This is a genomic window from Flavobacterium frigidum (assembly GCF_048286795.2).
This window is the reverse complement of record NZ_JBLVPT020000013.1, coordinates 1-26,420: the sequence shown is the minus strand read 5'-3', so window position 1 is coordinate 26,420 and position 26,420 is coordinate 1. Positions and strand designations below refer to the sequence as shown.

General features: G+C 31.6%; 10 protein-coding genes. 9 read left to right on the top strand and 1 reads right to left on the bottom strand.

What is annotated here, in order from left to right:
- Positions 1-336: 336 nt before the first annotated feature.
- Positions 337-957 (top strand): YciE/YciF ferroxidase family protein, encoded by a 621-nt coding sequence (locus ACNQGB_RS12410; RefSeq protein WP_417944025.1) that lies wholly within the window; start codon positions 337-339, stop codon positions 955-957.
- Positions 958-1,232: 275 nt separating this feature from the next.
- Here ACNQGB_RS12410 and ACNQGB_RS12405 read toward each other — a convergent pair whose 3' ends face one another.
- Positions 1,233-2,033 (bottom strand): phosphatase PAP2 family protein, encoded by an 801-nt coding sequence (locus ACNQGB_RS12405; protein WP_417944024.1) that lies wholly within the window; start codon positions 2,031-2,033, stop codon positions 1,233-1,235.
- Positions 2,034-3,300: 1,267 nt separating this feature from the next.
- Here ACNQGB_RS12405 and ACNQGB_RS12400 point away from each other — a divergent pair.
- The 8 genes from ACNQGB_RS12400 to ACNQGB_RS12365 form a co-directional block, all read left to right on the top strand.
- Complete coding sequence (locus ACNQGB_RS12400) at positions 3,301-7,584, top strand: T9SS type A sorting domain-containing protein (protein WP_417944023.1); 4,284 nt, start codon at positions 3,301-3,303, stop codon at positions 7,582-7,584.
- Between the two features lie 22 nt (positions 7,585-7,606).
- The gene (locus ACNQGB_RS12395) at positions 7,607-11,851 is read left to right on the top strand and encodes a T9SS type A sorting domain-containing protein (RefSeq protein ID WP_417944022.1); all 4,245 of its coding nucleotides are present in this window, start codon (positions 7,607-7,609) and stop codon (positions 11,849-11,851) included.
- 164 nt (positions 11,852-12,015) lie between these two features.
- Complete coding sequence (locus tag ACNQGB_RS12390; RefSeq protein WP_417944021.1) at positions 12,016-15,516, top strand: PKD domain-containing protein; 3,501 nt, start codon at positions 12,016-12,018, stop codon at positions 15,514-15,516.
- Positions 15,517-15,555: 39 nt separating this feature from the next.
- A complete protein-coding gene (locus ACNQGB_RS12385; RefSeq protein ID WP_417944020.1) occupies positions 15,556-19,818 on the top strand; it encodes a T9SS type A sorting domain-containing protein in 4,263 nt (1,420 codons plus the stop codon).
- Positions 19,819-20,798: 980 nt separating this feature from the next.
- The gene (locus ACNQGB_RS12380) at positions 20,799-22,598 is read left to right on the top strand and encodes a hypothetical protein (protein ID WP_417944019.1); all 1,800 of its coding nucleotides are present in this window, start codon (positions 20,799-20,801) and stop codon (positions 22,596-22,598) included.
- Between the two features lie 286 nt (positions 22,599-22,884).
- Positions 22,885-24,918, top strand: coding sequence for a tetratricopeptide repeat-containing sensor histidine kinase (locus tag ACNQGB_RS12375; protein ID WP_417944018.1), 2,034 nt, complete (start codon positions 22,885-22,887; stop codon positions 24,916-24,918).
- A 4-nt stretch (positions 24,919-24,922) separates the two neighbouring features.
- Positions 24,923-25,669 carry a response regulator transcription factor gene (locus ACNQGB_RS12370; protein WP_417944017.1) on the top strand — a complete coding sequence of 249 codons (747 nt, stop codon included), beginning with the start codon at positions 24,923-24,925 and terminating at the stop codon, positions 25,667-25,669.
- A gap of 451 nt (positions 25,670-26,120) precedes the next feature.
- A partial coding sequence (locus ACNQGB_RS12365; RefSeq protein ID WP_472777120.1) for a hypothetical protein occupies positions 26,121-26,420 on the top strand: 300 nt, incomplete at its 3' end.

The following is a 26,420-nucleotide window of genomic DNA, read 5'->3' as shown; positions in this document are numbered from 1 at the left end:
GTTTTTGCATAAAAAACAGTTTGTAATACTACAGTATACTTTCATCTCAATAATTCCTCATTCCCGCTTTAAAGATTCTTGTAATAAAGGAGCATTTACTAATTTTTGCAATTGTTATTTTTGACAATTACTTTTTATGATTTCCTGTTATTATTTACCTGCTGTAGTTGCAATTTGTTTTGTAAAGCTACTTGTAATCTTGGCTATACAGCTAGCTAAATATCTAATAATGTGAATTTTGTAACTATTTATAATAATTTTGTATCTAATACATTTTACTAATCTTTAAATTTGTTTTTCAACTAATAACATAATTAATTTCTAAATTTAAAAGTTATGAAAACGACAACAGATCAGCTAGAAAAAGTCCGTGATGGAGAGAAAAAAAAGACAGTAACAACTGCCAAGAAAAAAAATGATGAGCCAAAAAAAGATGTTGTGAAAGCTAAACCTGATGCAGCAAAAGACTTAAGAGATTTTTTCGAAGACGGCTTAAAAGATATTTACTGGGCAGAAAAAGCATTAACAAAAGCATTGCCTAAAATGGCAAAAAACGCAACGGCTTCAAAATTAATTCATGCGTTCGAGAGTCATTTGAAAGAGACCGAAGAGCACGTTACTCGTTTGGAAAAAATATTTGAATCTTTGGGTCTCAAAGCAGTTGCCAAGAAATGCGATGCAATGGCGGGACTACTTGAAGAGGCTGAAGGAATTATCGAAGAAACTAAAGTTGGAGATGTTCGTGATGCCGCAATGATTTCAGCAGCACAAAAAGTAGAGCATTATGAGATAGCAACTTATGGTACTTTACGAGTGTATGCAGTTACTCTTGGTGAAACAAAAGCTGCCTTGCTTCTTGCAAAAACACTTGAAGAAGAGAAAAATGCTGACGTAAAATTAACAGAAATAGCTGTTTCTCATATCAATGTAGACGCTGTACACGAAAGCCATAAATAATATTAAGTACTTCATCACGAATTTTATCGTGATAAAAAACGCTCGAATCATTGATTTGGGCGTTTTTTTTAGTTCTTTTGAAATTCTTCTTTTCATTATCAAAAAGTTTTGAAAATCGTTCTTTTTCAAATTTAAACTACCAACTATTCCGTATTCAAGAACAGGAAAGACTGTTGAAGAGCAGGACAATTTCAAGATATTTAAAAGCAGATTGTTTTGAAATTAGAAGTATTACATACATTTAATAAGATACTAGATTTGATTAGTTCCATTTATCAAAAAGTCTTCGCTAAGCACAAACCTAATTGTTTTCCGTTGTAAAAAGGCGCAATAACTGCTGTTGTATTGTTTCTTTCGGACCCAAATAATTTCCTATTTATAAATGGATTCATCCAATACGCAATTTTGGTGCTCAAAATCCCAATTCCTGCACCGGCGGCAACATCTGTAAGCCAATGTTTATTGTTGACAATTCTAAAAGCGCCTGTTCCTGTTGCAACAATATATCCTGAAATTCCGTACCAAATTGATTTGTCTTTGTATTCCTGCCATAAAAATTCTGCTCCTGCAAAGGCAGTTGCAGTATGCCCTGATGGAAATGAATTATTAGAACTCCCGTCAGGTCTTTCGATTTTAGTTAATGATTTTAACGACAAAACGGTTGCAGACATCATGATGTAGGAAGTAACCAGAATTACAGAACGATCCTTCAAATTATTTTTTCCTTTAATTCCAGCAGCATTCAATGCATAAACTGAAAAAGCAGGTGCATATTGCGAAAAATCGTCAATAGTAGTCTTCCTGTCAATATCTTCTTTTACTTCCGCTTGAATTTGAGAATTAAAACTTTTTAATTGGTCACTTTCAATACCTATAAAACCATATCCCATTAATACAGCCGGAATAATCAGCTGTTTATAATTGAATTTGATATTTTGAGGAATAGCAGTTTTCGCAATAGTATCTGTCTTTACTACTTGAGCATTTAAGGTTGCGAAACTAAAGCACATAAAGAGCATTACTTTTAACATAGGGTTAAATGTATGTGGAGCACTGCTGTTGATTGATTTAAACATATCATTTTTTCTTTGACCCTAACTATCATCCTACCTATGGTATACCAATTATTAAGGAATATACTTTTTGTGACAACAGCCAGAAATAAAACTAAACTAATTGTTGCAATATAAAACAATAATCGTGGGGAAATGCTTCTAAAACTGTAAAAAAAATTAACTAAATCACCTTCGACTTGAAGTACATAAAATTGGTTTGGAAGAGGTGAATTATGCAAGGTTAAAGCTTTTTACTTTGCCAAAGATTAAAAAAGATTCACACCGATTTATCAGTGCTGATCTATTTAATAGGAGGCCAAACATTTTTTAGAAGCTAAAGTGGCTAGTTTTACCTATTTTGAAACTGATTAAAATTTATCAAATTACCAAATAAAAAAGACTGCCTTGCTATTGGAGAGATAATAATAAACCATGTTGTAATAAAAGTAGCGAGGAAAATCTACCTGTAAAATTGATTTTTTTAAGCATACCACTTTCGGATAAAAAAAAATCATATTATCAAGTAAAGGTTTCAAGAAAAGCAAGTTTTTTTTTTAAAATACTACCTTGCTTTTACGATAAAGTTGGTCGGGAGTAGAATTTTGATTTTACTATTATTGATGCAACAAAAATTATTGAGTGAATATTTTTTTGAAAACGCGCAGGGCTTGGTATTTATTTTTAGAAACTGGAACTTCTCTTTACTTTCTTCTTTTTATTATTACTTTTCTGGCTTTCACTATGGTTATTACGGAATAAGATCTAAAAAATGTTGATGTGAAAGTTGGAGTTCTTTAAAAAGGATATAAATTTTTAAAACATAAAAAGAAATAAAATTCCTTACTTATTATTTTTCTGTTATTAATATTCATACACCTTTTTCTACTTAATTTTGTAAATGTAAAAATTTTAACATGAATAAAAGTATAGCTTAATTTTGAAAAATGAGACATAAAATAATATTATTTTTGCCTCCATATTGTCAATTAAACTTTATTGGTATAGACGTATCACAGAAAATTATTAAATGTAAGAACTATTGGTTCTTGGGAATATACTAGAATATTTATAAAAATAATATAGATTTAATACTGTTTTCCATTTTTTTTAACATTTACAATGTATATTTAATTTTTGATCTTAATCTTTATTATACTTTTGTAAAAATATAAAAGTCGTTTTTTAGGATTAAAAGTCGTTTTTTGATAATAGCTTTTTTTAAGTAAGTGCTAACTTTGTAATTCTATAAAACCAATAAGGAAGCCCCAAATAACAAAACCAAAAACCTATGAAAACAAAAATTTATTTATTCCTTTTAACTCTAATTACCCTGAATAGTTTCTCGCAAGAAACTAAAATGAGTATTAAAGAGCTCATTAATTTTTCTGAATTACCCAGTAGAACAGTCGACACGCCAAGTTGGGCAAATGTGTTTTATGACAATCCAGACCAAATTAACTTCTTAACAATAGAAAAGGAAATTAACGATTGGATGCTTGAGGCGAAAAAAAATAGAAAAGAAAAAATAATTAAAAACACTGACTTTAAGACCGATATCGAAGCTGTTAAAGAGTTTGAAAAAGAACTTCAAGAAAGTATTTCAGAAATTCCAATTGTTCGGTTTGCCTCACGATTTATAAGAATAATACCAAACGAGTGGATAAATAAAGAAGGTAAACTAACCTTACCCTCTAAAAATGAGTTTATCAAAGATGCACAAAATAAACAAAAAATTATAAGTACTGCCAATCAAAAAAACACAATTGTAAACAACTGGTCACAAATTGGCGCTAAAGAAGTTATTAGTAATGGAGTACCTATCGTGGGAAACACAAATGTTTATTTTTTAAGTATTGCACCTTCTCAAACTAACACAAGACTGGCTTGTACAGAAAATGGTGCGTTGTATAAAACCATAGATGCAGGAGCAAATTGGACGTACTTAAATGGTTATGGTGGTCTTGGTCAATGGGGCGGACCTACTGCTTTTCATCCTACCAATCCAAATAAAATAATTTTTGGATGTAAACCTGCTAAGATAAGTTCTGATGGTGGATACAATTGGACTAATGTATCACTTTCGGAAATTTGCAATGAAATTTTATGGTCTAATAATGGAACAACTATCATTGCAGCTACAACAGCTGGTGTTTATGTTTCTGTAGATTCAGGATTAACATTTAGTCAAAAACAAGCAGGTGTTTTTATGGATGTCGAATTTAAACCAGGAAGTACATCTATTGTCTATGCTATTAACGATCAAGGTGTTTTTTATAAAAGTACCGATGGCGGATTAACTTGGACAATAAAACCCACAAATTACTCACTCACAACCGGTAAAGATGGTTTTTTAATTGGCGTCTCTGCCGCAAATCCAAATCTAGTAGCCATTGCTTTTTTGACAGGAGAAAAAACCGAATTGATTAAAAGCACCACTAGTGGCGATAATTTTGTACCGCTATCAGTAATTAATACTGGGTATTCTAATGGATGGTATGATTTTGTGTTTGGAATTTCACCTATCGATACAAATATTTATTTTGTTGGTGCATCTTCATTATCTAAATCGGTCGATGGTGGTTTGACTGCTAACTATGTTGGTGGTTATTCTGGTCCATTTGGCATACATCCTGACATACAAGATCTTCAATTTATTGGTAATACAGTTGTCGTGGCAACGGATGGCGGTGTAAGCGAATCGACAGATAATTTTAGCAGTGCAGTTAATTGGAAAAGTACTTGCAAAGGTTTAGACGCCTTAGATTATTGGGGATTTGATCTCGGTTTTAATACGGATCAAATGGGCGGTGGCAAGTACCACAATGGGAACGATATTTTTAATCCAAATTGGAACAATGGTAAAACATTATTTATTGGTGGCGCTGAAGAAGCAACTGGAAAAGCTATTTTTAGCAGACCAAATTCTTTAGCTTATTTTGGACCAAACGCCACAAATGGCTTAGATAAAAAATTTCGTTTAATTGATGTTGAGTATAATACTACTGTTACTGGCTCGCATACTTTCACAATGAATAATAATCTTGCAGTTCGAGGATTACGCAATAGCGATACATCATCTAACACTACAGATAGTAATATTATTTATACAGGTTTTGAAAACAATGTAATGATCTCTTATGATAACGGAGTTAATAGTCAAGTTTTAAAAAGTTTTAATTCTTTGGTTTGGGATGTAAAAACCACACGCAAAGATTCTAAAGTGATTTATGCGCTAACCCAAACTGATGGTTTATGGAAAACTAGTGATGGAGGCGTCAATTGGTCTATTTGTAACATGACGGTAAATAATATTAACCTAAAGCCTAATGGTCTTAATTGTTTTATTGATGTGTCGCAAACCAATGCAAATGAAATTTGGATTACAAATGATAACGGCAACTCAAATGCACGAATTTCCAAAAGTATTGATGGTGGTCAAGTATGGACTAACTTAAATACTACAACTTTAAACGGCTTTGAATCTAAACAAATAATACACCAATATGGCTCGAATGGCGGGGTTTACTTAATGGGTCAGACAGGATCAATAGCTAAATGTTTTTACAGAAACAACACCATGCTCGACTGGATTGACTATTCAGCTAACTTATCGATTCTTACTTCAAGACTTAATATGTTTTTTAAAGCATCTTATTATAAAGAAAAATTGCGAGTAGCCAGTCATATGGGAGTTCAAGAAATTTCTTTTTATGAAAGGAGTAATCCTGTGGCACAGCCCACTACAAACATAAAAGAAATATGTGTAAACCAAGAAGTGACCTTTAATGATTATAGTATTCTTGATTATGCAGGCGCAACTTGGGAATGGTCGTTCTCTAAAACACCAATATATTTACATGGTACAAGTGCAGGTTCGCAAAATCCAGTTGTAAAATTTTTATCTGCAGGAAGTGTCGATGCTACATTGAAAGTAACAAACAGCTCGGGAATATCTGATGCTAAAACAATTACGAATTTTGTTAATGTAAATTATGATGCGTCAAGTTGTACATTATCAAATTCAGATTATTTTTACGAGTTTGAATGTGTTAACAATATTTCAAATATTCCTAACGTACTGGTTGCCTCGCAAGGATTAATAACAAATTTTAATAATGCGACTTCTGGTAAATTTTTAGTGAACCTAAATTTTGGTATGAATTGTTATGGTTATTGGAGTGGTCGTTTGATTGCTTTGGTCAATTTAGACACTGATCAAATTAAAGTTATTCGTTTTAATAATATTGCTGGCGACTATTTAGAATTATGGGGTGACAATACTAGTACTGTTACAAGTGTCAAAACTAATTGGGCACAAATAGGTTTTTCATTAATTAATAATGCACTATACTTTAATCATATCAGTAACCGCTGTACAGACGACAGTGGTCAAACTAATATTCCTATTATTTTTAAAAATTCTTGTTGGAAACCTTATACTGATATTGGACTCGATAACACCGATTTAGCAGAATTACAAAAATGCAACAATCAAATTCCACAATCGGCGTCGGTTACTAATAATAACGATATTTTGGTGACAGATTTTGCAAACGCAGCAAGCGGAATTTTTTATGTAAATCTTATTGCTTCTACTTCTTGCAATAATACAAGTAATAATTTGAAAGCTATTGTCAATTTAAATTCAGATTTAATTCATGTTTTAGATTACAAGCATTTTGGATCGACTGCGACTTCTAGCACAACTGGAAACGAAACTAGTTCCGTTAATTCATCACTTACCACAAATGCACAAGTGAACTATTATTTAAACAACAACAAATTATACATCAAAAGAACTTCAGAAACCTGCAACGGATCTAGTTTCAGATTGAACCAATCTTGCTATTCAGCATTGGATGACAATCAAAATGGAGTTGACAATGCTTTAGAGCCTTCTAATTGTAACGGTTCACTATCTACAGCGCTATTTTCAGATGCCAACTCGCATCTCGTTGAAGATTTTTCATCGCTAGTTGCAATTCAGGCTGGCGTATTTGTTAACTTGAACATAAACTCGAGTTGCAATAATACTAATGCATCGATTTATTTGAATATCGACTTTGGTAAAAATTTAATACATGTAATCAATTACAAACATTTTGGAAGTGCAACATCATCAACTATTTTAAACAACGATACTCCAAATGTATATTCAGAATCTGCAGTAAACGGCAAATTAAAATTTATGCTGATTGATAAAAAATTATATATCCAAAGAATATCAACTTCTTGCTCAGGAAGCAATTATCAAATCGCAAACTCTTGTTATTCTATGACTTCTCAGCAAATGTTGGCTATAGATAATTTTATAACCAATGGCGAAAATACCATAACTGCATATCCGAATCCTAATCAAGGAAATTTTACTATAGATACCAAAACAAATACCGATGATTTTACTTTAAGTTTTTATGATTTGAATGGAAAATACATTTCACCAAAATATCAAAAAACAGAAAATAATTTATTGCAAGTAAACATGGAGCAATATGCTGACGGATTGTATTTTGTAATCGTATTTGATACAGTAGAAAATAAATACAAGTATTTAAAAATCATTAAAAAGTAAATTAACCCCAAATTAAACTATTATGAAATTAAAACTAATCATCGCTTTACTATTATTTCAATTGGGTTTTTCTCAAGAAACCAAAATGAGTATTAAAGACTATATCAACTTTTCTGATTTGCCATCAAAAACTAACGAAACGCCTAGTTGGGCTAATCAATTTTATGAAAATCTAGAACAAGTTAATGTCAATAAATTAAAAACAGATATTAATAATTGGGTTATTGCTGAAAAAAAAGAAAGAAAAGATAAAGTTAAAAATGAAAACGAAAATGAACCAGAAAACGAACTACAAGAAAACATTAGCGAAAATCCAATTGTTCGATTTGCAATAAATTTTATAAATAAAGTGCCACAAAGTTGGATCAATGAACAAGGATTTATTGTTATGCCTACTAAAAATGCCTTTTTGAAAGAGGCTGAAAATCAAGAAAAAAATAGAACTAGCTATAATAAGAGCGTTAATAAAAATGTCTCAGTTAATAATTGGTCACAAATTGGGTCTAAAGAAATAGTGCAAAATGGTGTGCAAATTGTTAGTAGTACCAATATCTATTATATAAGTGTGGCACCATCGGCAACCAATATTAGATTGGCCAGTGGCGAAACAGGCGTACTTTACAAAACAACAGATGGCGGCGCAAATTGGTCTACTATTGCAGAAAACACTGGTCCTAGCGCATTTCATCCAACAGATGCGAATAAAATTGTTTTAGGAAGTAACCCATTCAGATTAAGTGCAGACGGTGGCACAACTTGGACAGTAAAACCAGTTACTGCAGAATGTAACGAAATTATATGGTCTACTAATGGTTCAACCATTCTTGCAGCCACAAATGATGGTGTATATGTTTCTTCAGATGCTGGAGCAACTTTCAGCAAAAGGCAAACGGGCAGTTTTATGGATGTAGAATTTAAGCCTGGTAGTTCAACTATTGCTTATGCAGTCAACAATGAAGGCGTATTCTATAAAAGTATAGATTCTGGACTAACATGGGTGGTAAAACCAACAAACTACAATTCTAATATTACCAAAAATGGTTTTTTAATTGCTGTCTCGGATGCTAATCCAGAATTAGTGTGTATTGCTTCTTTAACTGGTACTACTTTTGAAAGTGGTAATGCAGTAGAAATAATTAAAAGTACCAACAGTGGTGAAAATTTTGCACTACTTTCAAACTCCAGTATTTGGCGTTCGCAAGGTTTTTACGATTTTGTTTTTGGTATTTCCCCTACCGATGTAAACACCTATTTTTTGGGTATTTGCTCCTTTTATAAATCAACTGATGGTGGTTTAACATTTAATGCAATTGGTGGTTACAATCCACCTTTCGGAATCCATCCTGACATGCAAGATATGGTGCTTTTTGGAAATACTGTTGTGTTATCCACCGATGGTGGCGTGAGTGAATCTACGGATGGTTTTACAAGTCTTGCTAACTGGAAAAGTACTTGTAGAGGTCTTGAGGCTCTTGATTATTGGGGATTTGATTTAGGTTTTAATACTGACCAAATGGGTGGCGGAAAATTTCATAATGGCAATTCTATGTACAATCCAGATTGGAACAATGGAAAAGCAATACACCTTGGCGGTGGTGAAGAAGCTGATGGTAAAGCTATTTTTAGTAGACCCAATTCCATGTTTTTTTCTGGTGTAGGAAAGAATTTTAAACAGATAGATATTAGTTACAACCCAAATCACACTATTACTTTTCCGTTTACATTAGAAAACAATCTTTATTATTTTGGAGAACGCAATAGCGATACAACTTCGAATACTGATTTTAGCAATATTATCTATGCAGCCACAGGAAATAATGTTGTAATTTCTTATGATAACGGCATTACTGGGCAAGTTTTAAAAAATTTCGGATCACTAGTTTGGGATATAAAAACCACTCGTAAAGATGCTAAAGTGATTTATGTTATGACACAAAGTACGGGTCTTTGGAAAACTAATGATGGCGGTCTTAGCTGGACTTTGTGCAAAATGACACTTAATAATACAAATTTAACGTCAAACGGAATTAATTGTTTTATTGATGTATCGCAGACAAATTCAAATGAAATTTGGTTAACCTACAATAAAGAATATACAACTAACCGAGTATTTAAAAGTATCGATGGTGGACAAAATTGGACAGATTTAAACACACCGATATTAACTAATTTTCAATCTAAGCAAATAGTGCACCAGTACGGTTCGAACGGTGGAATCTATTTAATGGGACAAGCCTATGGAATTTCAAAATGTTATTACAGAAATAACACCATGACCGATTGGGTTGATTACTCTACGAATTTAGTGAAACACACTGCTACATCTCGAAATGTTTTTTTTAAAGCAACTTACTACAAAGAAAAATTAAGAGTTGCTGGAACAATTGGCGTTCAGGAAATTCCTTTTTACGAAAAAAGCAATCCAGTGGCACAACCAACCACTAACATAAAAGACGTTTGTATTAATCAAGAAATAAAATTCAGCGATTATAGTATTCTTGATTATGCAGGCGCCACATGGGAATGGTCGTTCTCTAAAACACCAATATATTTAAATGGTACAAGTGCAGGTTCAAGAGATCCTATCGTAAAATTTTTATCTCCTGGTTCTGTAAATGCTACTCTTAAAGTAACCAACAGTTTAGGAAAATCAGATACAAAAACAGTTACAAATTTTGTTAATGTCAATTATGATTCGGCAAGTTGCATACGTTTGAATTCGGATTATGATTACGAAGTAAATTGTGTAAATAATATTCCTAGTGCGCCAAGCATTCCAGTTGGAGGTCAAGGATTGGTAACTAACTTTAATGGTGCTACAACCGGAAAGTTTTTAGTAAAACTGAATCTTTTGACGAATTGTCAAAGTTTTACAGGCAGTTTAAATGCAATAATTGATTTAGATACCGATCAAATTAGTGTGATACGTTATAGCCATTTTGATGATGGCGTGTTGCCAATATCGGTTACTGGAAACAATACTAGTACGGTTTTCAGTGCAAGCGTGCGCTGGGCAGGAATCTCTTTTTCTTTAAGTAACAATTCGTTGTATTTAAATCACGTTAGTAATTATTGTGCATCCACAGGTCAGACTGGCAGAACTGTTACTTTACAATCCTCCTGTTGGAAGCCCTATGCTAGTACTGGTATAGATAATGGCGATTTATCAGAATTACAAAAATGCAACAATCCAATTCCACAATCAGCATTAGTTACAGACAGTAGCGATATATTGGTAACCGATTTTGCAAATGCAACAAGCGGACTTTTTTATGTGAATCTAAACGCTTTTACTTCTTGTAATAACACAAGTAATAATTTAAAAGCCATTGTAAACCTAGATTCAGATATAATACATGTGCTTGGATACCAACATTTTGCTTCAACAAATTCAGATGTTACAGGAAACGAAACCAGTTCTATAACCAGCACATTGACTGCAAATGCACAAGTGAATTATTTCATTAGTAACAATAAACTTTACGTTAAAAGAATTTATAATCCTTGCGGTAACGGAAATTTTAGACTTAACCCATCTTGTTGGTCTGCTATGGATGACGATCAAAATGGAATTGATAATACGCTTCAACCTTCAAATTGTAACAACACCATTTCTGGCACTACAATAACGGATTCGAATACAAATCTCATTCAAGATTTTGCATCGATTGCAAGAGTACAAAATGGTGTTTTCGTTAAATTAAATATAGGCACTAGTTGCAACACCACCAATGCAACAGTTTATTTGAGTATTGATTTACTAAATAATTATATACATGTTATCAATTACAGGCATTTTGGTTCCACTACTTCATCTTCTGTTTTGAATAATGATTCACCAAATGTATATTCTGAATCTTCTGTAAACGGAAAATTAAAATTTACTTTGATTAATAAAAAATTGTATATCCAACGGGTTTCTAACCCTTGTGCTGGAAGCAGTTATCAAATTACAGAGTCTTGCTATTCATTAGGTGCAGATCAAGTTTTGGCAATAGAAAATTTTGTTTCAAATTCTGCTGCCACCATTGTTGCTTTCCCAAATCCTACAACCAATTCGTTCACGATTGATACTAAATCGAATGATTCTGAATATAGTTTAAGTATGTACAACATCGATGGTAAGTTTATCACATCAAAATTTGAAAAAACAACTGATAACTTGTTGCAAGTAAATATGGAACAATATGCTGAAGGTTTGTATTTTGTGATAGTGTATAATAAAACAGATGATAAATACAACTATTTGAAAATAATTAAAAAATAACACTACGAAAACCAAAATAATATTTAAACTGTTTTGTAACTAATATTTTTAAATGGATACTATAATGCTAAAAAAATATGATTACAAGAAATAGCTGAATTACCATTGATTGAGAGTTAAAAACATAAAAAAATCATATCAAGTTATAAACAAAAATGTAAATTATGAAAAAAATTAAATTATTTATATTAATCATATGTTTTTCAGTAGGTTACGGACAACCTACGGGAGTTGATAAAAACAGTGAATTATACAAAAACGCGCCAGACTGGGCAAAATTAATGTTTTCAGAAAAACCAAATGTAAATGAGGTTGATCAATTATATTTAAAATATTTTCAATCTAGAGCTTATAAAAAATCAAATTATACACAATATTATAAGCATTGGCGCAGATCAGTTGATTCGTATTTGAATAATGACGGTCAAATTGATTTTTCAAAAAAAGCTAAATTTGCATTAGCCGTAGATAAACTAAGAAAAGATACACAATTAAACAGAGTAGCGAGTGGCAATTGGACAGCGTTGGGACCATTTAAAAATCCTAAAACTGGCGGCGTTGCGCCAGGTGGCTCTCAAGCAAACATTCTCTCGATTGGTCGTTGTGAAGGAACACCAAATATAATGTATTGTGGCACAGAACCTGGAGAAGTTTATAAAAGTACCGACGGCGCTAATACTTGGGTGAATGTTTCTAAAACTCTAGTTACTGCTGATGCAGTAGATACTGTTGTTGCGAACGCAGGCGTTTTTGTTGTCTCAGTGCATCCCACAGATCCAAATATCGTTTATATTGGTTCAGGTAATCAAGTTTTTAAAACTACAGACGGTGGCAATAATTGGGCTGTAGTTTTTACCAGTACTATTAGAAATAGTGGCTATATAATAAATCCTGCAGAAATACATATTAATGCAGCAAACCCCAATATAATTTTATTAGCTGGAAAAGAAGGTATTTATAGAACAACAAATAGTGGTGCAAATTGGAACCAAGTACTAAACAAGGAGTGTTATGATATTAAGGCCAAACCCAATAATCCAAATACATTATATTCTGTAATAAATAATACAACAACAAAAACACATCAGTTTCTTGTTTCTACAGACCTCGGTTTAACTTGGACAGCGCAAATAACTGGTTGGTACACATCTACAGATCCTAGTAGAACAGTAGGAGGCGCAAGAATTGCAGTTTCTGCAGCAGACAGCAACCGAGTGTACGTTATTTTAGCAGGTAACTCTAAACAAGGTGACCAAAATTTTATTGGTGTTTACAAAAGTAACGATAGTGGATCAAATTGGGCAAATACTATGGGATATGACGGCGGACCGTATAATGTAAACCATCCTAATTTAATGACTAATGATATTCTAGGAGGCTTTAGTTTTGACTTTGGAGAAGGAACAATGAATTTGGCCATTATGGCATCAAATACCAATGCTAACGAAATTTTAGTAGGCGGAATTGGTATGCATCGCAGTAATAATGCTGGGCAGTCTTTTACCTGTAAGTATAATTATGGATGTTCCAGCTTACCAATTTTACATGTAGATCAGCAAGATTATAGAGCTTTTGGTAATGAGTATTGGGCAACTACAGATGGCGGTATTTTTAAATCAAATGATTTTTTTGATACAAATTCAGAGTTTAAAATGGACGGCGTGAGAGCAGTAGATTTTTGGGGGTTTGGCTCAGGTTGGAACAGAGATATTTTAATTGGTGGTACTTTTCATAATGGTGTAGATGCCTTTGCAGAGGGCTTCCCAAGTGGAGAATTTTTAAATTTAACAGGCGGAGAACCACAATCAGGTTATGTTAGTCCTAGCAATCAATCACGTGTTTTCGCAACTATTCTAGGTAGTAAATTTTTACCACAAACAATTACAGGTGCTGTTCTAGATGCGCCACCAGGTAATTTTTTGCCAGTAAACGAATCACCTTGGTATGCAGAATCATCTGAAATAGAATTTCATCCAAGTTGCTTTAATTATATCTATAAAGGCTATGAAAACAAGGTTTTTAAAAGTTTAGACGGAGGCGAAACTGCCACGGTCAAATACACTGCACCCGCAGGAACAATGGTTTTAGGAATTGAAATTTCCAGACGAAACACTAATACCATGTATGTGGTGGTAAGACCTCCATACCCACAAAGTTGTTATCTTGCTAAAACTACTGATGATTGGGTAACAAATTCTACAATTGCGATGCCAGGAATTGGCAATAATAGAACTCTTATTAGCATAGATCCAGAAAATGATCAAATAATTTGGCTTGCTTATGCAGAGGGTGGAAATAACAATTTAGTCTATAAATCCATTAACGGAGGTTCAACTTGGGTTAACCAAACTACAAGTGAACTTAATGGACAAACTATTCAATCTATGACCACAATTGGTGGTACAAATGGTGGTGTGTATGTTGCAACTAATATAACGTGCTATTATAAAAATAATGCCATGACTAATTGGACTGTTTTTAACGGAAACTTACCAACAGTTATAAATGCACACGGTCTTCGTCCTTTTTACAGAGATGGCAAAATTAGAATGGCGAGTTATGGAAAAGGCATTTGGGAAAGTCAATTATATGAACAACCAACAAGGCCAGTTGCTAAAATAATGGTTGATAAATTAAGTGCTGCAACATCTTGTAATAGTGTTTTTAATTTCGACGATTATTCTATGTTAAATCATACCAATGCAACATGGGCCTGGACTTTTCAAGATGGAAACATCAGCACTTCAACACAACGCAATCCGCAAGTGTTTTTTAATTCTTCGGGAAATCACCTAATAACGTTAAAAGTAACAAATGCTAATGGAGTTTCTTCTACAGACACAATAACCGTAAATACCAGTTCGAGTTTAATTAGTGCAACGATAAATCAAGATTTTGAAGTAAATTTATTACCTCAAAATTGGTATCAGCAAAGTACAAGTACTTACAATTGGTCTTACAACGATGCAGTTGGTGGTTTCGGACAGAGTTCAAAATGTATGGTTTTTGATAACTTTAATATAAACGCATCAGGCACAACTGCCGACATGATTGCAAAAATCAATATGTCTACAATTAGTACTGCAAATGCAATACTCACTTTTGATGTTGCATATTCTTTTCATTCGGATGGTTATCAAGATGGCCTTCAAGTACTTGCTTCAAAAGATTGTAGCCCTAGTTTTGTAACTTTATATAATAAAGTAGGGCAACAATTAGCAACAGGACCATCAACTCAAGATTTATTTCTACCAACAGCAACGCAATGGCGCACAGAAACTATTAATTTGTCTTCTTACGCTGGTACATCAGATGTTTTAATCAAATTTAGAAATATTAATCAGTTTGGTCAAGCATTATATATTGATAATATAAAACTAAATGGTACAGCATTATCTTCAGATGATTTTAAATTTGAAACACCCTTGGTTTATCCAAATCCAGTAACAAGCAATGGTTTTGTAACTGTAAACGGAAATGACAATGACAATATTAAGTTTAATTTATTTAGTATTGATGGTAAATTAATAGATACGGTTTTTACAAAGTTTAATACTCCAATTCCTCTTGGTAATTACAATTTGAAAGAAGGAATGCTTTTGTATAAAATAATTTCTGAAGATAAAATACTAAACGGAAAGCTAATTATTTCGGACAGGAAATAGAGAATTAATAGTTTGATAATTCAATTAAAAAACTAAAATATGAAAACAAAAATTTATGTGTTGCTCTTGTTTTTATTAACAATCAATGGTTTTGCTCAAGATACCAAAATGAGTATTAAAGACTACATCAACTTTTCTGATTTACCATCAAAAACAAGCGAAACACCAAGGTGGGCAAATCAGTTTTATGAAAATCCAGACCAGATTAATGTAAAGAAATTAAAAAAAGAACTTCATGAATGGTTAATTGAAGAAAAAAAAGAGAAGAGAGAAAAAACTAGTAAAGAAACCGTTGAAAAGGATGAAAGTGATTTTAATGAAAGTCTTTCGGAAAATCCAATTGTGCGATTTGCACTAAATTTCGTTATGAAAGTTCCTGGTGAGTGGATTAATGATGAAGGTTTCATTGAAATGCCAACAGAAAAAAAAATTTTTAAAAACGCAGAGTTATTTGAAAAAAATAAAAGTAATATTAACGCTAAAAAGAGTGGCAAAAGTGTTTTAGTCAACAATTGGGAACAAATTGGCACAACCGAAGTTGTAGTTAACGACGAGCAAGTGCAAGCAATGGTAAATGTTTATTACTTAAATATTGCACCCTCTAATCCGAATATTAGGTTGGCAAGTGACGAAACAAATTCTAATTTTAAAACCACAGATGGAGGAGCAAATTGGACTTATCTTAACGAACACGGTGGGCCAAGCGCCTTTCATCCAACCGATCCTAATAAAATAATATTAGCCAGTAATCCGTTTCGTTACAGTGCAGACGGTGGTGCAACTTGGACTGTAAAACCAGTTCAAAGAGGTTGTAACGAAATATTATGGTCAAACAACGGCACTACCATTATTGCAGCTACTCACAATGGGCTATTTGTCTCGTCTGATGCAGGCGAAACGTTTAATGAAAGACAAGCAGGTTACTTTATGGATGTAGAATTTAAACCTGGCAGTTCTACAATTGCTTATGCTATTGATGATCAAGGTGTTTTTTATAAAAGTACCGATGCAGGATTAACTTGGACAATTAAACCAACCAATTACACGCTAAATACTGGTAAAGAAGGATTTTTGTTGGCCGTTTCTGCTGCAAACCCAGATTTAGTTTCAATCGGTTTTCAAACCAGAGGTGCAACAGGTCACGGCGTTGTAGAAATAATTAAAAGTACCAATGGTGGCGAAAATTTTTCATTTTTATCGATAAAAGAAACTTTGGTATTTACTCAAGGATTTTATGCTTTTGTTTTTGGTATTTCGCCAGTAGATACAAATATTTATTATTTTGGTATTTCCGATTTCTTAAAATCTACAGACGGTGGATTAACTTTTAATAAAATTGGTGGTTACGGTGGTCCTTTGAGCGGTAAAATTCATGCCGACATTCAAGACTTGGTTTTTATTGGAGAAAAAGTTGTGGTTTCCACTGATGGTGGCGTGGGAGAATCTCCAGATAACTTCACCAATCTTTCGCTCTATAAAACCATGACCAAAGGGATGTTTTCATTAAATTATATCGGGTTTGATATTGGGTTTAATACCGATCAAATGGGTGGTGGAAAAATACACAACGGTAATAACATTTTTAACCCCAATTGGAACAACGGTAAATCAATACATATCCATTCAAATGAAGCACCCGTGGGAAAAGCAATTTTCAGTAGACCAAATTCAATGTTTTATGAAGATTTGAATTTGAAACGGTTTAAACAAATAGATGTAGATTATTGTTTGAATTATACAGATTCTCATCCTTTTACGCTCAAAAACAATTCTTATATTAGTGGGCTAAGAAATAGTGATACCACATCGAACACACAAGATAGTAACATTATTTATTCAGGTTTTAATAACGATGTGATTATCTCTTATGATAATGGTGTAACTAATCAAGTTTATAAAAGTTTTAACTCATTAGTTTGGGATGTAAAAACAACCAGAAAAGACCCAAAAGTAATGTATGTAATGACCCATACTGATGGACTTTGGAAAACCAGTGATAGTGGCGCAAACTGGACCCAATGCAACATGACACTTAATAACATAGATTTAAAACCAGAAGGAGTTGAGTGTTACATAGACGTATCGCAAACAAATGCCAACGAAATTTGGCTTACTCACGGCAGCATTGCCAACAATACTAGGATATTTAAAAGCACCAATGGTGGACAAACTTGGACTGATTTAAATACACCAAATTTAAACGGATTTAATATTCGACAAATACAACATCAATATGGTTCGAATGGTGGTGTGTACATCATGGGAGTTCAAAATGAAATATCAAAATGTTTTTACAAAAACAACACCATGCCAGATTGGATAGATTATTCACCAAATTTAATGAGTGGAACAGCCAAAGAAAGAGTTTTTTTAAAAGCATCTTATTTTAAAGAAAGATTAATTGTTGCAAGTGCTAAAGGTGGTGTGCAAACAATCCCTTTTTACGAAAAAAGTAATCCTGTGGCACAACCAACAACCAACGTAAAAAACATTTGTGTAAACCAAGAAATAAAATTTAGCGATTATAGTATTCTTAATTATACTGGTGCAACTTGGGAATGGTCTTTTTCTAAAACACCTATTTATTTAAGTGGTACAAGTGCAACTTCAAAAGATCCTGTTGTAAAATTTTTATCTCCAGGAGTTGTAAATGCTACGCTAAAAGTAACCAACAGTTCAGGAATATCAGATACAAAAACTGTAACAAATTTTATAACTGTAAATTATGATGCCGCAAGTTGTTTGGTGTTAAATTCCGATTTTGAAAATCCTGTAAACTGTGTAAATAATATTCCAGCAGCACCAAGCTTAGCAGTTGGAAGCCAAGGATTAGTTACCAATTTTAATGGTGCAACAACCGGAAAATTTATTGTAAAACTGAATCTTTTTACCAATTGTGGAAATTATACCAGTAATTTGACTGCCATAGTCAATTTAGATAACAATCAAATTAGTGTTATCCGTTACAGTCATTTCGAAGATGGCGTTTTGCCAATTCAAGTTACAGGAAACAATACCAATAATGTAACGAGTTTTAGTAATCGTTGGGCGCAGGTATCTTTTTCGTTAATCAACAAAACATTATATCTAAACCATATTTTCAATTATTGTGCGTCAATTGGTCAGACTGACAAAACCGTTACTTTACAAGAATCATGCTGGAAACCATATAGTGCTACTGGTATAGATTCTGGAGATTCTAGTGAACTACAAAAATGTGATAATCAAATTCCGCAATCTACAGCAGTTACAGACAGTAGTGATATATTGGTAACAGATTTTGCAAGTGCAACAAGCGGACTTTTTTATGTGAATCTAAACGCTTTTACTTCTTGCAACAATGCTACCAATAATTTAAAAGCCATTGTAAACCTAGATTCAGATATAATACATGTACTTGGATACCAACATTTTGCTTCAACAAATTCAGATAGTACAGGAAACGAAACCAGTTCTATAACCAGCACATTGACTACAAATGCACAAGTAAATTATTTTATTAGTAACAATAAACTTTACGTTAAAAGAATTTATAATCCTTGTGGTAATGGCAGTTTTAGACTCAACCCATCGTGTTGGTCTGTGATGGATGACGATCAAAATGGAATTGATAATACCCTTGAACCTTCAAATTGTAACAACACTATTTCTGGTGCTACAATAACGAATTCGAATACAAATCTCATTAAAGATTTTGCATCGATTGCAAGAGTGCAAAATGGTGTTTTCGTTAAATTAAATATAGGCACTAGTTGCAACACCACCAATGCAACAGTTTATTTGAGTATCGATTTGCTAAATAATTCTATACATGTTATCAATTACAGGCATTTTGGTTCTACTGCTTCATCTTCTGTTTTGAATAATGATTCACCAAATGTATACTCTGAATCTTCTGTAAACGGAAAATTAAAATTTACTTTGATTAATAAAAAATTGTATATCCAACGGGTTTCTAACCCTTGTGCGGGAAGTAGTTACCAAGTAACAAATTCTTGCTATTCATTGGCATCAGACCAAGTTTTGGCAATAGAAAATTTTATTTCAAAGTCAGTCGCTACGGTTGTCGCCTATCCAAATCCTACTCAAGGATTATTCACAATTGATACAAGAAATAACACAGATGATTTCAGTTTTAGTTTTTATGATTTAAACGGTAAATACATCACTCCAAAATATGAAAAAACTGGTGCTACCTTGTTGCAAGTAAACATGGAAAAATATACCGAAGGTTTGTATTTTGTAATTGTATTTGATAAAGTAGAAAATAAATACAATTATTTAAAAATTATAAAAAAATAGCTATCGTATTAAGCAAGTTCCCTTGGTAATAAAATACATCTAAACAAAAAAAGGTTTGGATTTACCTGTAGACTGCATCCAAAAGTTTTAAAAATTTATCATTTATCTTGATAATAATGAGCTCGATCGTGTATCGGGCTCATTTTATTTAAATCTAATTTGCTGCTGTCACTATTATACTAGTGTACCTATTCTTTAATTTCCTTTATTACCTACTCTACTGATGTGTATTTTATAGATACAACAGTTCTAATTGTAATATCCCTAAACAATTTTCGATAATTGCAGAAGCAAGAAAGTCAACCTTTTATATAATGCCTTTTTATTTAAGGTGATTTTAATATCTTTTACTGTAGCATTGCCAGCCTCGATCGTAATGTAAAATAAGCTTGAATGTTACCCACTATAAAAATTGTATCTAGAAATGTCTTACACTTCTCGAAAGGTTTTGGCTTACATCATGTACACTTTATCTATCATTATCAAGTAAAACAATCAAAGTGACGATGTAGATCTAGAGGAGTATTAAAACTTCACGATACAATTATAGAAAGGTACAATTTTACATTGTGGCAACGTATCGCGCCAAAATCACTCGAAATGACACTAAATCTAAATCTTAAAAAGATAAAAGAATGTACTTATTTTAAGTTAAAATCGTAAATTTTTATAAGAAAATTAATAATTATAAAATATTTTATCAAAATATTAACAAAAACCCCTATTTTAAATTACTGATAAACAACACGTTAACTTTTTGTCAAAAACATAATATCGTTTATCAGCAATTTATATCGTTTTATGACAATCTTGATTTTTTGGTTAAACATAAATTTACATATTAAACTTAACCAAAAAAACGAACCTATGAAAAAACCACAAAAAATTCCCAAGAACACAACAGTTGTTGCAGTGTCTGTAATGCAACAACTGGAAAAACGAGAAATAGAAAATTTTAAAATATAATAAAAAATTTAACCATGAAAAAATTTATAAAAAAAACAATTTATCTTTGGGCTTTAGCAATATTTTTACTCTTAATTTATGCTTGTACTGATAATCTTGAAAATGAAAACATTACCGATAGCAATTCTATAGATGTAAAAGCCATTGAAGCAAAAAATATTGATGTTTCTGGCGTTTATGACAAACCGTGTTATGATGTTATGAATAAATCATATCTTTCAAAAGAAGGTAATTCTATTCAAGAAAGTAAACATGTAATGGCGCGAAATAGTAGTAGAACAATTACACAAACAGGAGATGGGCTACTTATTGGTATGGGATATAACCCATTTACCGCATCCTATGCCGGAACACCATTTGTAGATTCTAGACTAAGCAATTTTGGAAACGAATCGAGTGCTACTTTTTACAGTGTTGAAAATAACTCTGAAAAAATATCAGTAATTAATACTGCCGGTACAATTTCTTTTAGTGGTAATATTAAGCCTACTGCAGATGTGCGAGCAAATTTTTCAGGAAGTTATGAATCAAATTTATCAAGTAACTTGTCAGACACCTCAAATAGTTTCTACATGGTAGGTGTAATTAAAGTTGGATTAGGTAAATATGTAGTTGGAAACACATTTGCTAATATGACCAGCGCAGCGCAACCGTATTGTGATAACAACTCGGTTAATGGTCGTACCTTTACTGATTTATATGGCCCTTATTTTATTTCTGAAGAGGTATTAGGGGGTTCGCTAACTGTAATGTTAAAAGTTTATTATGACCAAGCCAATATGAGTTATTCTGATAAACAATCTTTTCAAGCAGCAGCAAGTGTTAAATTTTTTAATAGCAAAGCATCTACTGAAGCCAGTTATACTTACGATTCAACAATGACTTCTAGAGTATCAAATACGCAGGTAGAGTTTAAAGCATATTCAAATATAGCTTTTTCGCTTCCATCAAGTCTTACCGCAAGTACATTTAGTCTTTCAAACTTTATAGAATTACAAAATCTTTTTACTACAGCGGTTAATAGTCAATCAACAAAACCTATAATATCAATGAAGTATGATGTTTACAACCCAGGAATTTTTACTAGTACTATTGTAACTGAAAATGGCGTAACTACAAGTGTTCGAGATAATTATATCGCGTCACAAGTCAAGCTTGCAATACAACAAACAAGAAGTACAGAATTAGCCGAATTTTATAACATGTTGATGACTTTATCTAATTATGCTGCTACACCTACTATTAATAATCATTTATTAGGTGTATTAAAAAGAGAAGCTGAGGCAAAATTAACAGAATCGAGCAATTCTTTATATTATACCACATTTGATCCTTTTACTTACGAACAACGAAGAATAAAACAACTTATTCAGGCGCTACCATATGTTAGAGTTTTTAGTCAGTACCGATGTATTAGCTCTGATCCTAAACATCGGTTTTATTATTTTATAAGTGCCACAACTGTTGCGAACACAACACTAGTTGGACCTCTTTTTAGAGGGTACGATCCAACAATACTATTTAATAGTGAGATCAGTACAGAAACTCTAAATTTAGCTGGCTTTTGGACATACAATGATTTTTTTGGCATTTATGTTGGCTCACCATACACTCCATTTAGTAGTAGCCAAAATAAACTTTTATGTTGTATGCCGAGCGGTGGTTCAATAACAATGGATTGGGATGGTTCTGTATATAGAGCTATTAATGCAACATTACCTGCAGATATTTATAGATTTTCACAATCCCCTATTGAAAATCAAGATGGTTCTTATAAATATGCCAATGTGATAAAAATTAATAGATTTGAATAATAAAAATAAAGCCAATTTCTATACCTTTTATTTTTTAAAAGAATTGTTAGTATTTAAAAAAATTTCTTAATATTTAGAAATGGTATTTTAAAATTTAATAAGAAATATTTTAATTTTTTTTAAAACCGTTTAAGGGCAAATCCTTGAACGGTTTTTTTTAAAATAATTATTTTTAAGTATAGAAACCGCCCCAATCATCTGGAGTGGTTTTTTTGATTATTATTTTTTCATGTTTAAAAATAAAAAAGATTATATTTAAAAATATAATCTGTCTTACAAATATATTATGAACAATATTATAATATCTGTTTTTATATTGTTAGGTCATACTGTCGCTTTTTCTCAAAACGAAAAACAAATAGACAGCTTGCTTGTTGTACTTAATGATAGTGAAAATTATAAATCACAAATAAATACATTACATTCTATATGTTTAGAGTATGCTACAAACAGTAAAGCCAATTTAAAGAAATACAACCAAAAAATTTTAATTTTATCGCGAAAACACAAGTATGACATAGGCTACGGTTTATATTATTTAAATTGTTCTCGTGTACATTCATTGAATAATAAATACAACGATGCATTACAGTTTTCTAAAAAAGCAGCATCTATTTTAATTAAAAATAATGCTATTGGCCATTATCTTAATAATGTTATTGAAATGGCTAAAATTTATATTGGGCTTAGTGATAATCAAAAAAGCAAGCTAGTACTCAACCAAAATTTAAAACTAGCTTTAAACCATAAAAACAAAGACATCCTACTAAATTTTTATAGATTATTGGGCGATAATAATTGCTTTAAACATTCTATAGCTAAATCGTTATTTTATTATAAAAAAGGTATACCTCTTTTATCAAAAGAAAAGTCGATTTCAAAAAGCTATTTTTTTCAAAGAATTTCAGATCAATACATTTCTTTAAACCAAAATGAAAAAGCATTAGTTTACATTAATTTTTCTATAGAAAACTCAGAGGAAAAAGCACAATTTTTGGTCGAAGCAAAAAAAGCATTACTACTTAACGAATTAGGAAGACATAAAGAGGCCTTAGATTTAAGTTTAAAAAATTATCAAACTATTTACAAATATAAAAGAACCAGCGAATGGCAGTACAATTTAATTTTATACAACATTGCCAATGCGTATTATAAATTAAAAAAATATAATGCAGCTGTTCCTTACATAAACAAAGTAATTGATTCAAAAAATACCATTCAAGAATATAAAATTGAATGTTATGTTATATTGAGCAATATTTATTTTGATTTAAATAAAAAAAAAGAGGCTCGTTTTTACAGCAACAAAGGGCTTGTTTTTCATGACTCTTTGTATAAACAATTTGAAAATTTTGAATTGAATGCTAACGTATCTAAAATAGAAGAGGATTTAGGCAATTATAAAAAAGCACTCTATTTTTATCGAAAACAAATAAATTTCACACAAAAGCGAAACAATAAAATAAACAATGAAAATCACTTACTTCTCCAAATTGATTTTGATATAACCTTAAAAGATTATAATATAAAAACCTTGCAAGAGCAAAAAACAATCAAAACCGTTGAGAATAAAAATCAAAAAGACCTTTTAACCTTTATATGTGTTTTGCTATCAATTGCTTTGGCATTTATATTTTTTTACATTAAAACAAATAAGACGATTAAAAATAAAAATAAAGTAATCGAGACCGAAAAAATACGAACTCAGAAATCGCTTGTAGAAAAAGAAATATTGCTCAAAGAAATTCATCATAGAGTAAAAAACAATATGCAAATGGTTATCAGTTTACTAAAAATTCAAGCACTAGATGCCCAAAAACTAACCGTTGAAGATTTTATAAGCGTAAGCGAAGCCAGAATTAACTCTATGGTTTTAGTGCATGAAAACTTGTATCAAAGTCAAAATTTAAGCAAAGTTGATTTTAAAGAATACATGAACAATTTGATCTCATCTATTATAAGTTCCTATCAAGGTTTTAAAAAAATAGAATTGCAACTTGATGTACATGATATTTATTTCGATATTCAAACTGCTATACCTATTGGTTTAATTGTTAGCGAATTGATCAATAATGCGTACAAGCACGCATTTGTAAACAGATCATCAGGAACAATTAAAATTTCATTAAAAGAAAATAAGAAAAAATTTACGCTTACTATAAGCGATAATGGTATTGGGTTTGAAAACAAACAAGAACAGCAAAACGGTTTAGGACTTGAACTAGTTCGGCTTTTGGTGTCGCAAATAAAAGGTACGCTACAAATTGAAAATTCATTAGGTACGATTTTTACAATACAATTTAAAACAATAAAACTTTAATCTCATGAAATCAAAAATAATTGTTGTAGAAGATGAATTATTAATAGCACTTCATATTAAAAAAGTTTTAGAAAAAAACAACTACGAAGTTACTATCGATATTACATCGGTCGAAGATGCTATTCAATATATTAAAAAATCACCACCAGACTTAGTGCTTATTGATATTAACCTAAACAAAGATAAAGAAGGAACCGAATTAGGCAGTTATTTACTAAAAAAAGACACAATTCCTTATGTTTATCTCACCTCCTATTCTGACAAAAGCACCTTAGATAAAGTAAACATAACTAGGCCGCAAGGCTATATAGTTAAACCATTTAAAGATGAAGATTTATTATCGACCGTTTCGATAGTTTTAAATAACTATTCGCACAAAAAAATAGATGCCAATCGTATAGAAAATGAAGAAATAAGCCCTATTCCATTTAAAGTAAAAGAAATTGTAAATTATATTAATAGCAATTTAGAAAAAAAACTAGATATTGAAGAATTAACCAAACTCACAAAATGGAAAAAGGACCATTTCTCTAGATTATTTTCTAAATATTTGGGTTTAACTCCTTACCAATATGTGCTATCTAGAAAAATAGAGAAAGCAAAAATATTACTTTCAGATACTTTAATTCCTGTAAATGAAATTGCTTATGAACTGGGTTTTGATAGCAAAAGCAATTTTTATCATATTTTTAAAAAAATGACAGACGACACTCCTGAAAATCATAGAAAAAATAATCAATTTAAACAGTGAAACTCGACTTGCACTAAAGACCACGATTTTATAACAAGGAGTTCTATAAATGCTACTCTAAAAGCAACCAACAGCTCATTGAGCTACTATCTTCGTTTGATTACATGTAGCTTGTAATAGAGCTTCAATTTGGCATTTTTGTGCTCGTTTAATTGTTTGTATTTTTTCATGTATTTAAAATTTAGGCATCTGACCTTAAACAGTTGGGGGGGGGGGGGGGTAACTCCAAGTGTTTTTAATTTATCTGTTGCACTTATAACTTGAACTTACACTATCTAGAAAAAGTATATACTGTTCTTTATTTAGTATCCTTTACAAATAGGTAAACCAAAGCCATAATAAGAGTTATTTTAGAATAATTATATCTTTGGAAGCAGCAATTAAAAAAAATAAAATTTAAAACACTTAATGCCATAAATCATTTAAACAGCCCCAAACTAAAAGATAAATTATGAAAAAACTATTACTGTTTTCAATACTATTGTTTTCCGTATTAAATGCTTTAGGTCAAATCTCACCTTGGACGGTCATGACACAAACTCATGTTAATCAACTGCCCGCTTTTCCTTTCTCAGATATGCCTCGAACTGGCTACAAGGTTTTTACTTTAGATCTTTCTGTTTTAAGCACTCAACTATCAATGGCACCAATGGATTCTGCTACAGATTCTAACGTGATTGTAAGTTTTCCAAATCCTGATGGCGGTCAAGATAGTTACAAAATCTTTGAAGTAGCTATAATGGAACAAGCT